This is a genomic window from Acidimicrobiales bacterium (assembly GCA_041394185.1).
Taxonomy (GTDB): domain Bacteria; phylum Actinomycetota; class Acidimicrobiia; order Acidimicrobiales; family Poriferisodalaceae; genus JAAETH01.
Genome location: JAWKIQ010000004.1, coordinates 245656 through 257702, shown reverse-complemented (window position 1 = coordinate 257702; position 12047 = coordinate 245656). Strand labels below are relative to the sequence as shown.

General features: G+C 63.3%; 11 protein-coding genes. 7 read left to right on the top strand and 4 right to left on the bottom strand.

The window, feature by feature from the left end; translation table 11 throughout:
* Positions 1 to 10 precede the first annotated feature (10 nt).
* The 3 genes from R2770_19085 to R2770_19075 are packed head-to-tail and all read left to right on the top strand — an operon-like array spanning position 11 to position 2309.
* Positions 11 to 1327 (top strand): MFS transporter, encoded by a 1317-nt coding sequence (locus R2770_19085; protein MEZ5282567.1) that lies wholly within the window; start codon positions 11 to 13, stop codon positions 1325 to 1327.
* Between the two features lie 60 nt (positions 1328 to 1387).
* The gene (locus R2770_19080) at positions 1388 to 1600 is read left to right on the top strand and encodes a dodecin family protein (GenBank protein MEZ5282566.1); all 213 of its coding nucleotides are present in this window, start codon (positions 1388 to 1390) and stop codon (positions 1598 to 1600) included.
* On the top strand, positions 1593 to 2309 hold the full coding sequence (locus tag R2770_19075; protein MEZ5282565.1) for a dodecin family protein: 717 nt from the start codon (positions 1593 to 1595) through the stop codon (positions 2307 to 2309). Before R2770_19080 ends, R2770_19075 begins: the two co-directional genes overlap by 8 nt.
* A gap of 6 nt (positions 2310 to 2315) precedes the next feature.
* On the opposite strand, the gene R2770_19070 is transcribed toward R2770_19075, so the two are convergent.
* Positions 2316 to 3638: a cytochrome P450 gene (locus R2770_19070; GenBank protein MEZ5282564.1), complete on the bottom strand. Its 1323-nt coding sequence runs from the start codon at positions 3636 to 3638 to the stop codon at positions 2316 to 2318.
* 88 nt (positions 3639 to 3726) lie between these two features.
* Here R2770_19070 and R2770_19065 point away from each other — a divergent pair, with 88 nt between their 5' ends.
* Positions 3727 to 4125, top strand: coding sequence for an MmcQ/YjbR family DNA-binding protein (locus tag R2770_19065; GenBank protein MEZ5282563.1), 399 nt, complete (start codon positions 3727 to 3729; stop codon positions 4123 to 4125).
* On the opposite strand, the gene R2770_19060 is transcribed toward R2770_19065, so the two are convergent.
* Entirely contained in the window at positions 4122 to 6131 is a 2010-nt protein-coding gene (locus R2770_19060) for a hypothetical protein (GenBank protein MEZ5282562.1), read from the bottom strand. The genes R2770_19065 and R2770_19060 overlap by 4 nt on opposite strands.
* A 109-nt stretch (positions 6132 to 6240) precedes the next feature.
* Between R2770_19060 and R2770_19055 the strand changes: the two genes are divergently transcribed.
* Entirely contained in the window at positions 6241 to 7092 is an 852-nt protein-coding gene (locus R2770_19055) for a hypothetical protein (GenBank protein ID MEZ5282561.1), read from the top strand.
* A gap of 44 nt (positions 7093 to 7136) precedes the next feature.
* On the opposite strand, the gene R2770_19050 is transcribed toward R2770_19055, so the two are convergent.
* Positions 7137 to 7586 (bottom strand): DUF1877 family protein, encoded by a 450-nt coding sequence (locus R2770_19050; protein ID MEZ5282560.1) that lies wholly within the window; start codon positions 7584 to 7586, stop codon positions 7137 to 7139.
* A gap of 501 nt (positions 7587 to 8087) precedes the next feature.
* Between R2770_19050 and R2770_19045 the strand changes: the two genes are divergently transcribed.
* A complete protein-coding gene (locus R2770_19045; GenBank protein MEZ5282559.1) occupies positions 8088 to 9026 on the top strand; it encodes a hypothetical protein in 939 nt (312 codons plus the stop codon).
* 844 nt (positions 9027 to 9870) lie between these two features.
* Positions 9871 to 10200, top strand: coding sequence for a hypothetical protein (locus R2770_19040; protein MEZ5282558.1), 330 nt, complete (start codon positions 9871 to 9873; stop codon positions 10198 to 10200).
* A 620-nt stretch (positions 10201 to 10820) separates the two neighbouring features.
* Here R2770_19040 and R2770_19035 read toward each other — a convergent pair.
* Positions 10821 to 11762, bottom strand: coding sequence for an IS481 family transposase (locus R2770_19035; protein MEZ5282557.1), 942 nt, complete (start codon positions 11760 to 11762; stop codon positions 10821 to 10823).
* Between the last annotated feature and the right edge of the window lie 285 nt (positions 11763 to 12047).

Here is a 12047-nt window from a genome sequence, read left to right as displayed (position 1 = left end):
ATCGCACCTCATGACCTCTGAGGGCCGCACTGGCATTCGCGGCGAGATCAAGGGCCCAGGCGGCAAGGGTCCTGGGCTGAAGCGGGCGCTGCGCGCCTTGAAGCACCGCGAGTTCGCCATCTTCTGGAGCGGTGCGCTGGCCTCGAACACGGGCACGTGGATCCAGAACATGACCGTGCCCTATGTGCTCTACCAGATCACCGAGAGCGCGTTCTGGGTGGGTTTCGCCACCTTCGCACAGTTCGTTCCCCAGATGGTGCTGGGACCGTTGGGGGGTTCCATCGCCGATCGCTCCGACCGCCGCAAGGTGCTGATCATCACCCAGGCCGCCATGGCGGTCGCCGCGTTCGCCCTGTGGGGCGCGTGGGTGCTCGAGTTCAGACAACTGCCTGTGATCTTGGGGCTCTTGACGCTCAGCGGCACTATCGGCGGGCTCAACATCCCGAGCTGGCAGGCCTTCGTCAACGACCTCGTGCCGCTCGACGACCTGATCTCGGCCATCACGTTGAACTCGGTCCAGTTCAACGCGTCCAGAGCCATCGGGCCCGCAATCGCGGGAATGATCCTGGCCTGGGCGGGGCCCGGCTGGGCGTTCATGGCCAACGGGCTGTCGTTCCTGTTCGTGCTGGGCGCCCTGGCCGTGGTCAAACCCCGACCGACCCGACCGAAGGCCTCGCCGCGGATGGCCGTCATGAAGGGTTTCGCCGAGGCCATCCGCTACTCGCGCACCCAGCCCGGCATCCTCATCGGCATGGCGATCGCTGTGCTGGTGGCGTCGCTCGGCAACCCCGTGCAGCAGTTCACCGTGGTGTTCGCCGTCAGCGAGTTCGACGTTGGCGCATTGGGGCTGGCCATGCTGAACGTCACCCTGGGCATCGGAGCGGTGGCGGCGTTCTTCGCCGTCAGCGGCTGGGACGATCGACTGTCGCGCGCCACCATGACGCGCTGGTCGATGCTGGTCTATGCGCTGGCGATCATCTCGTTCGCCGTGTCACCCAACTTCGAGACCGCCCTGGTGTCGCTGATGTTCGTCGGCGGCGGGTTCTTGGCGGTCATCTCCATCTCGAACACGTCGTTGCAGATAATCGTCGCCGACCACATCCGGGGGCGCGTGATGGCCCTGCGCATCATGGCGTTCTCGGGCTCCTATCCGCTGGGCGCGCTGATACAGGGCTGGGTGGCCGACCGCATCGGTGTCAGGATGACGGTCGGAGGCGCAGGCACGATCTTGTTGCTGTTCACCCTGGTGGTCACCCGCAACGCCAACTGGTTGCCCCGGCTGGACGACCCCCACGACGAGAGCGAGCCCGTACCGGCACAGCGCTAGGCGAGTCGCATACAGTGACCGGTGTGCGGCTGGGGTGGCCGCCCGAGGGGGAGGTACCAGATGACGGGCATCTACAACGTCATCGAGTTGATCGGCACCAGCGAACACTCGTGGGAGCAGGCCACACAAAACGCCGTGGCCGAGGCGGCCAAGACACTTCGCGATCTGCGGGTTGCCGAGGTGGTCGAGCAGGACGTGGTGGTCGAGGACGGATCGGTCGCCAGCTACCACACCAAGATCAGGCTGTCGTTCAAGCACGAGTCCGATGACTGACTCGGAGGTCCGCAAGGTCATCCGGCTGGTCGCTGCGTCACCCCACTCGTGGGCCGACGCCACCACGCGAGGTGTGGCCGAGGCCGCCAAGACCATCCGCGACCTGGGTTCGGCAACCATCACACGACGAGACGCGCTGATAGACGGCGGCCAGATCGTGCTGTACCGGGTGCAGTTGGAGGTGTCGTTCCGGCTCGACCGCGAGCGCGATGTCGCCGGCACAGATCACCAGACCGTGCAGGTCCGGCGCTATCTGGTGATCGCCAACAAGACACTGTCCAGCCCCGACCTCGCCAACGCCATCAGCGAGCGCCAGGCCGCCGGGCCGTGCGAGTTCCACCTGGTGGTGCCTGCAACTTCGGATGCCGCGCGCTGGGCCAGCGTGGCGGCTGGCAGTGATCCGGTAGGTGGGCTGGCTGCCGACGCCAACCTGGTGATGCAGCAACTGGAGGAGGCTCAGGCCGAGGCTGCAGCCCGACTCGAGGCCCATGTCGGCGCCATGCGCGAGATGGGTATCGACGTCACCAGCGAGATCGGAAGCTCCGACCCCTACACCGCGGCGCGCACGGCCATGGACCGCTCCAGTTTCGACGAGATCATCGTGTCGACGCTGCCCGCCGGAATCTCCAAGTGGCTGCGGATGGACCTCGAATCGAGGCTGCGTCGTTCGACCCACCTGCCCGTCACCGTGTGCACCCCCGGCGACTGACGAGCCCTACTTACGCCTGACCCTCACGGGCAGGCTGGTGTAGCCGTGCACGAACGACGACATGGTGCGTTCGGGTTCGGCCTGCACTTCGATGCGCTCGAACCTGGGCAGGATCTCTTCCCACAGGACGCGGAGTTGCAGTTCGGCGAGCCGGCTACCCATGCAGAAATGCACTCCGTAGCCGAACGACAGGTGACGGTCGGCGTTGGGGCGTTCGATGTCGATCACGTCGGCGTCGTCGCCGAAGATCTCCTCGTCACGGTTCGCCGAGACGTACCACATCAAGATCTGGTCGTCTTTTTTGATCTGCTTGCCGCGGAACTCGACATCGAAGTTGGCCGTGCGGCGCATGTAAGACAGCGGCGTCTGCCAGCGGATGATCTCGGGCACCATCTTGGGTATCAGGCCGGGGTTGGCGGTGAGCTTGTCGTATTGCTCGGGGAACTTGTTCAGCCCATACACGCTGCCCGACATGGTGTTGCGGGTCGTGTCGTTGCCGCCGACGATCAACAGGATCAGGTTGCCCAGGTGATCGGCCGTCGTCTTGTCGTGGGTGGCCTCGCCGTGGGCCAGCATCGACACCAGGTCATAGCCGGGGTTCTGGCGACGCTCGGCAAACAGCCTGTCGAAGTAGGCCACGCACTCGGCGATCTCCTCGTCGCGCTGGCGCGACGTCTCGACCTTGCCGCCGGGCTCTGCGATGGACGTGACCACATCGGACCAGCGGGTCAGCTTGCGCCGATCCTCCAACGGGAAGTCGAACAGCGTGGCCAGCATCAGGGTGGTCAACTCGATCGAGACGGTCTCGACCCAGTCGAACGTCTCGCCGACTGGCAACGAGTCGAGCACGCTGGCAGTGCGCTCGCGAATCAGCCCTTCGAGGTTGCGCAGGCTGCTGGGGGCAGAGATCTCGCGGACCGTCTTGCGCTCTTCGGTCTGCTGGGGCGGATCCATGGAGATGAATGCGGCGGCCTGCGGGCCGAGCGCGGGCGCAATCGCCACGGGTGGGCCGATGGTTATGCCGCGCGCCGACGAGAAGGTCTTCCAGTCGCCGTCGACCGCCCTGACGTCTTCCCACCGGGTGACCGACCAGTACCGGCCCGCCGAGCCCAACTCGTTGAAGTGAACCGGATCTTCTCGGCGCAGCCTGGCGAAATGATCGTGCCAGCGGTCGTCGTGGAACAGGTGCGGGTTCAGCGGGTTCAGCTCGTCCAGCGCCATGTCGCCGGCCGCGGGCACGTCGCCGGCGAACACGGCCTGCTCGGCGTCGGGATTGCGGTAGGGCTTGGCGGCCAGCCACGCCTGACGGTCTGTCTTCGTATCCCCCATTTGAAGCCTCCCGCGGCGACTATACGCGCTGGCCGGCGACGGCGCCTCGGCGACGCACCGCCGACGTCAGGCCGATACCTTCGGCATCATGAGCCATCCGCTGATGTTCTCCGACGACGATCCCATCCTCGCTCGGCTACGCCAGCTGTGCCTGGCCATGCCAGGGGCGCAGGAGAAGATCTCGCACGGTCACCCCGCCTTCTTCACGAAGAAGATCTTCGCGTTCTTCGGTGGGTCGATGAAGGTCGACGGCCAGTGGGTACAACACGAGCAGGCCGTGCTTGTGTTGCCCGACCCCGACGAGCGCACCGCTCTGCTGGCCGATGACCGCTTCTGGGTGCCCGCCTATCTGGGGCCGGGCGGATGGATCGGCCTCGACCTCGGCGACGGCACCAACTGGGACGAGGTCGCCGAACTGGTCGACGAGTCGTACCGCAACACAGCAGGCAAACGCCTGATCGCGCAACTGGACTCGCGGCAGCACTAGCTGTGACCTCGCGGACCGGCAGCGGTGTGGCGCAACATCGCCAGCACGGTCACCTCCCCGGCCGGCGTCAGAGCCAGCGTGCGCGACCCCCAGTCGCCCTCCTCGACGGTCAGACCCAGCACTTCTAGAGCGAAGCCCCGAAAGGCCCGACTGGCAGCGCCCTGGTCTGGGGGCTCGGTTCGGTCTATTCGCCATCCCATCTCACCCGCCGTCTCGGCGACCTCGGCCATCAGGTCGTCAGCCGACAGCCCGCGATCCGCGCCGAGCAGCATCAGCCCCGCCGTCTCGGTGACGAACCGGCCCCACTGGCGCTCACCGAAGTGGGCAACGACCTGAGCCCATGCCAGCTCCGCGTCATCGGCCATCCGGGCGCCCAGCCGCGTTCGCTCGAGAATCTGCCCGCGCTTGCGCAGAGCACCGCAAGCCTGAAGCAGCCCACGTAGCTGATGAAGGCCGACATCGTCGGTCTCGGCGTTGGCTACCCGGTCCGCCCCGTGCGCGTCACTCCACGGCCGCGTCGCGCTCACCTGCTGAACGAACGCCCGGTTCAGATATCCGGCTTGGGTCAGTGCCTGCTGTTTGCCGAACACCGACAGCAGCCACATGAGGGGCCGCATCGCTTCGGCAACATCGGCAGGCGGACTGATCGGGCTGAGCAACCGGTTCGCGATGGTCGCACGCCGTCGGCCGAGCTCGCGGCTGCGACCGTCTGGTTCGTCGACCCAGGCCGCAATCCGTTCGGTCAGCACGGCAGTCCGATACGACTGGCCGAGCTGGTACAGATGGTTGCCGTCGAGAGCCTCGTCGATGATCTTGGCCTTCGTCTTCTTCCATCCGCGGGTTCCCGGCTGCAGCCGACCGCTCTGAATCGCGTCCTCGAGTACCAGCTGCACCTCCGCCAGAGCTTCGTACTCTGCTGTGTCCATGACCGACCCCCAGGCGAAGGTGTCCGTGTCGGTGGGTTCGATGCCGGAGGCGGCGAGAGCCTTGCGCATCGCCGAATACCCCGCCCTGTTGGATCGGCCGAACGCCGCGTGCACTTCGGCGGTCGCTTCCGAGCGACAGATCGCCGCGTAGCGATCCAAACCCAGCTCGTCGAACAGCTCTGCCAGGGCCGCGGCGGCCAGAGTCTTGTAGTCCGGCTCGTAGGTCAGCACCTTCGTCGTCAGCTGGTCCCACAGCCATTCCTGCAGATTCCACTGGCGGACCATCCAAGGCCCTTCGCCGCCCGACATCGAGTCGAAGTCCTGCTCGGCCCTGTGTGCCCCTTCCGGATCGCGCTCGTACATCCGCTCCAAGGCGTCCTCGAGGTCGCGTTTGGACAGCTGGTTTGGCGTGCGACGGTTGACGATCCTCCAGGGATCTGCGACCAGCTTGGCCGCCGACGCTGCGACGGGTTGCTCCTCCAACGGCTTGACGAGTGTCAGCCTGGGCCGGGGCACCAGTTCGCCTGCCTTCCACCTGTCGACCAGGGCCAACAGTTCCCGATCGGGAGAACCGTGCGACTCGTACAGCGGCGAGCAGGGCACCTCGGCAAGCCAGCCGGACAGACCGGCCAGATCGCCCTCGTCTCCACGGTCGCGCCACGCCCCTGCAAGGCGAACGAAGTCGTTCATGACGCCGACCACGCTGCGGCTGTCGGTCTTCGCGAACGACCCTTCCCCCATAGCTGCCGACTCGGCGTCGACGAACTCAGTGGGCGCACCCGCGTCCAACAGGGCCGAACCCAGATGCGCAGGGAACCGCTCGGCCAGGGTCGCCGCAGGCGCCAGCGGCATCACCACCGGGAACAGGGTGTGCTCGTTCACCAGCAGCACCAACTGTGGTCGCCACGCAATCAGCGTTGCGTACCAGTTCCCCAGCATCGACCCAGCGTCAACCGCCGGCTCGGGTTTGCGCTTCACCCGATCGAGAAGCTTCTTGGTGGCGCAGATCGAATACACAGCACCGATTCTCGCACCCCGGTCCGCCGGCGGATCCGGCACCGCCGCCGACTTCGAAGTCATCACTAACCTCGCCAGCCAACCAACCCGCTGGATCGTCCCACCCGGAACCGCAGACTGATCAAACCCAGGCTGGCACCCCAGACACAGCAGTTTCGGGCAAAGGAGTCGTATGTCTTCCCTCGTAGCAAGGTTCTCAGAATCGCTGTCGGATTCGGAGATGCGCCGCATCCTCGAGTTCTGGCTGCAGAGCCGGTTCGCTGCTGGGTACCCACAGGTGTACCTGTATCCCGCGCACGGCACGGGCCGACCGGCATCAGCCGACAGAGCAATCGACCGTGCGATCAAGATCTGGAGACAGAACCCAGACGGACTCTCCCTTTCCCCCTACCCCGTAGAACAAGACCCAACCTCACTGATCTCGATATCGGACGCTGGCACCCGCAACGTGGAGGTCTCGATGCCGGATCTCAAAGACATAGACCCCGCAACCGAGAATGAGCACGTACGCGAGATGTTCAATCTGCTGGCGACCGTGAAGACGCAGTGGGTCTGCTGGACCAAAGCCTGGGATCGGGTTCCGTTCAGCGCTCTCGGCTACGAGTTCCGGGGTCTCGGTCCCGACGAGGTGGACCGGTACGGTCCCCTCGCCTACTACTCAGCCCACCTCACCAAACTCCTAAACCAGGAGGCTCTGGCAAGACTGCACGAAGGGGGCCTCGCCAGCACAAACGCCGACGGGTCGACCATCATCGACTGCGGCGACCTTCACCCCGACCACAAGACCCTCGAGCTGGTGTTCCGCACCGTCGAACCACTCCTCAGACGCATGCCCGACCACACGCCACACAGAGACGCCTTGCCAAGAGCCGCGGTCCTAGGCACGACCCACGTCCGAGAAGCAATCGAAGCAGCGAAACAGCACCTCGCCGTAGCCGACCCCCCAACAGGTCGCACATATCGCGTACTGACCAAGCTGGTGGCAAGCTGGGAAAAGGAACTGGACGGCCAACCCGACCAGTGAACACCCGCAACCCGACCTGGCCGGCCCGGTTCTCAGGGGCCCCGCTAGAAGATGGCGAACAGAACCCCGCTCGACGCGGCTGCAGCCCGCCCCAGGAGCTTCGCTGTCTCGCGGAAGCCCCACATCGCGTACTCCTTACCCTCCTCGTCCACGTACCGGCCGTTGTCCATGAACGGACTGTCAAGACGTGCCCAATGGTCCTCAACCGTCGCCGCATCAGCAGCACCAAGCGCTTCGGCGATAACCCGAACCCGTTCAGGCAAGATCAAAATCGGCGGAGAGAACCCGATCTCAGGACCCACCGGCGCAGCCTCGTCATCGAGCATCACACTCCCAGTACCAGCGATCGAACCAACCAAAGAAAACGCCGCCTCCCAAGACTTGTCGATATCAACAACAGACCCCGTCTCGAACACATCAAAGAAGCGCTCTTCGTCCCACTCCCCGAACTCGCCGATCTGTCGAGGACTCACCACAACCATCCGAACGCGCATACCCACGGAACTATTCTGTCACCCACTTGCGAACTGGGCCCGACGCTCTCTGGCTTGTGGGACTCACGTGAGCAGCGACGACACTGCCTCGTCCAGACCTCATCGGCGTCGAAGTCGGATCGACTACAGGCACCTCGCGGTTTTGAGATCTAAGCGATCAGTTGTTCTCTTCCAATTGCCCCGGCGCTGAGACCCTCGCCGGAAGGGGGTTGCATCAGCCTGGGCTGCTCGGACGATCTTGGTCAGGTGGATCCCGGTGACTTGGAGGTCGGGGTCTCGGTTCGGGTCATCGGGGGGCTGGCGCTCAATGATCTAAGTAGTCAAGAAGCCGACCAGCAGCTCGCACGCCGCGCGTAGGGTTGAACCCGGCAAGGGCACCTCAGAATGCGAGCGGTTTAGACACCCTCAGATTCGCAGTTGCTCCTGCTCCGCGCCCGGAAACCTCGACCGATCAGTCCTCGCTCACCGCAGGGCGCCTACTGGCTAAGGACTCACACGAGTATGTTCAAGAATCCGGTCAAGATCGCAGATTCCAGCCCTTTCCAGGTTGCGCTCCATATCCTCGTATGTCCCGCCCTTCTTGTCGGCGCATGGATGATGTGGGATGACGAGTCCACCAAGTTCAGCTCGATGGCTCGAATGTTCGCCTTCCTGGGAGTGGTCTTCTTTCCTTACACACTCCTACTAGAGCGTCGATACCACACCTGCGGAAGTCTGTTTGTTTCGGACGGCAAAGTTGTAGTCACACCGTGGAAAGAGAACCTGGCCTCTGTGCGCATTCCGATCAACAGACTTGAATTTCCTAATGTCAAGATTGAAACCGACGACGAAGGTCGACTAGTTCTGCTGACCGCGCTCAATGGCACCGTGATTCGAAAATACGAGCAAATCGCTACTGAACTATTCAGGCCATTGGTCAACACAGTTCGGTGCAACATGCTACGTTTATTCCATATTCCAGTTCTTGAGGACGAGATGGCGCATAGCAGTCACAGACTGGTAAAAGTCAGCAATGTTGGAGTCGTCCTTCATCTGATCGCGTGCCCGCTTGCATTGTTGATGGCGGGGGTGATGTGGGACGACCCCTCGATCAAGTTCAGGGTGATGGCACGACTCTTCGCGGCAATTGGAGCAGGATTCCTCCCCTACATGCTCGGACGCTCCTACCTCTACTATCGGTTTGGGGCCCTGGCAGTCCACGGAGACCGTCTGGTAGTTTCACCTCTTGGCGAGAAGCCAGCTTCACTTCGTTTGCCAGTTCGCGAACTCGATTCCGAGGCGATCAGACTGACGTCTGATGAATCTGGCCTGCTCTCTCTGGTGCTTGGACCTGGATCGGTTATAACCCTTCAGGCAAGAACGGGAGACCGAGACCATGAACTGAGTGAGTTGAACGCAAGGCTTCGAACTTATTTGAATAGGCCGGGACGAATCAGCTAGCCCGAGTGCGCCGAGAATACCCCGTAGCAGGTGGGTTTTGCTATGCGGAAAAATGTTGGCTATGGGAAAGCGACAACGACACCTACTTCGATCCTGCCACGCACCACAACGGCCCCGACGAAGACGGCGGCAACCCCGTCCGAGCGATCTGGTAAAACAAAGGAACGACCGCTTCGGTCATGGCCTGCGGCACAAGGCTCCTTTGTGTGGGTGCGACCGGTGGCGTGTGTTGTGGTCGTTCCGCTTATGCAGGCCCGACCGGTAACGGTTGGTGGCGTCGAAGTTGGCGAGGGGATCGCCAAAGGCGATAGTTGAAAGGTCGTCAGCGGCAGCCTCAATGTGGTTGGAGGTTCGTCCGGATTCGGCTTCCTCATGCTCGGTGACGAAGCGGGCCGGCCGGCGACCCTCCTGGCAAACGCAGACGATGCTAGGCGCTGGCAACTATGGGTGACGTTACAGCAGCGAGCATTGCTAATGGCTGCGAGCACAGTCGACGTGGACGGGCAAAAGTAGCCAGAGTTGTCGAGGAGCAATTGCAGCCTGAATTGAAGCCATATTCGATCCATGTTGGTCAAGGAATTTGCTATGCTTCACGGGTTTAGTGATCTATTCAGCTCATCAAAGGGGTCGCTCACCCCGAGCGCTCGGGTCATAGGATTTGATGTCTGATTCGTCTCTAGGTGATGGTTGGTGGCTAGCGTCCGACGGGAAGTGGTACCCACCTGAACTTGAATGATCGTTCTTCAGCAACCCTCGGCTCGGGCGGTTCGGGGGCAGGCAGCGTTGGGTCTGGGTTGTCGCCACGGTGACGCTTGTCGCATTGGCGGCTGGCGGGGCACGAGTGGTGAGCCTCGCCAGCGACCGTGTGCGCGAAGAGGCGCAGCGGATCGACATGGACGCAGTTGAACAGGTTGCATGCGCGGTGATCGGCGAGAACGAAGCTGGCCACGCCGCAGTGTCCGTGACGGCGACCAACACGACGTCAAAGCAGTCCGACTTCGTCGTTGCGTTTGAGCTGCTTGACGCGTCGGGAGAACGAATTGGCGACGGCTCGGCTGGCCTGCTGAGTGTGCCCTCCGACGAAACCTTGACCGAGACGGGCTACACGACCGCCCGGTACGTAGAGGGGTCGTCGTGCCGGATAGCCGACGCCAGCCGGTGGTCTTCGCGCTAGAGAGCCTGCCTCTCCTTTCAGACCGCCTCCCGGCAAATCATCGAGATTGGAACCTCCGCCCGCGGCAGCCCCCGCAGATATTGGGCTCTTGTGGCTGTTCGCGTCTGAGTTCAGAGTGGAAGTTTCGAATCGGGCTACCGTGCAGGAATGGGTTCTCGGGTGAAGATGCGGTGCGGGGCGTACTACCAGCTTCTACTCATCCTGACAGTTTGGTGCGTGGGCTCGTCGGTGCTCTATACGTCGCTTCTGGTGGCAGACGGGCGGGTTGGGTTCGTAGTGCCACTCGCGCTAACGAGCGCTGGTCTTCTGCTCCTGCTACGCGTGTACAGAACTAACTTCGTCGTGATCGAGCTTTCAACCCGAGTCCTGACAGCGCGACGAGGAAACGACCACTTCGACTATCAGCTTGGCCCGACGAGCTTCATCGCCTTACCCGCGAAGCCGAACCTATTTGAGCCCGGAAAGGTCCGCGCGTCGGCGAAGGCGATAGCGAGGGCTTCGAACTCAGTGCGCTGGTAGCGACGGGCCGCATCATCGAGCCCCGACCTTTCGCAGGATAGAACGCATAGCCGAGAAGACTGGTGTCGAGATACGCCGCCGCTAGGCGGTCCTTGGAACCTCTAGTTGTAGGAGCCACAGACGTTGTGGACGCGTGATGCGGGTGGTCCGCCGAGGGCGGTGTGGTTGCGGTGATGGTTGTAGTCGTGGACCCAGCGGTCAAGTCGGCGGCGTCGTTCGTTCTCTGATCTGAACGTGAACGAGTAGAGGAACTCGTCGGCCATGGTCCGGTTGAATCTCTCCACTTTCCCGTTCGACTGGGGCCGATAGGGGCGTGTGCGTCGGTGTTTGATCGCCCGTTCGGCCAGGATCTGGGCGAACAGGTTCGATCGGAAGTTCGATCCGTTGTCGGTCATGACCTCGTCGACGGCCATGCCGCGGGCCCAGAACCAGTCCTGGGCGCGTGTCCAGAACCCGACGAGCGTGTCTGCCCGTTCGTTGTCGTGGGCTTCGACGTATGCGACGCGGGAGTGGTCGTCGACGGCGCAGTGCAGGTACGTGTAGCCGACACGACGCTGCTTTGTCTGTCCTCGTCCTCGGACTCGCCAGCCGCCACCCGGTGGGATCTTGCCGACCTTCTTCACGTCCAAGTGGATCAGCTCGCCAGGGTGGGCTCGTTCGTAGCGGCGGATCACCCTGCCGGTTGGCCGGTCGATCCAAGCGAGGCGGTTCAACCCTCGGCGGACGAGGATCTTGTGCACGGTCGACGCGGGGATACCGGTGTGCATCGAGATCATCCTCGGTCCCCACCGCTTCGACCTGCGCAGCCGACAAACACGATCCTCGACCCGCTTCGACGCTCGGGCAGGCGAGCGATGTGGACGAGACGATCGGTCCTGCAGACCGGCATCGCCTTCGGCGAGCCAACGACGCCACCACTTCGACACGGTCGCACGCGACACGCACATCTGCTCGGCCACATGGGCCTGGGGTGTGCCAGCGACGATTCGTTCGATCATGATCCGACGGCCAGTCGGCGTCAGACGGGCATTACGGTGAGACATCGAGCCTCCGGGGTTCGTGTGGGTAAGTCAGCAACTTCCACACTGCCGCGGAGGCTCACCCATTCACGACAACAACCTCAGTGGTCCCTACATCTAGTGGTCCGTCTGCGAATTGGCAACGTCGCGAAGTGTGGGTGCGTGTTGGAGATGACGGTTGCTGATCGGGTCGAGGTGGAGCGGTTGGCGAGGTCGCCGTCGCTACCGCATCGGGTTGTCATCCAGGCTCGGGCGTTGCTGGCGCTTGCTCATGGGGGGCCGGCTCGTGGTGTGGCTCGGGAGTTCGGG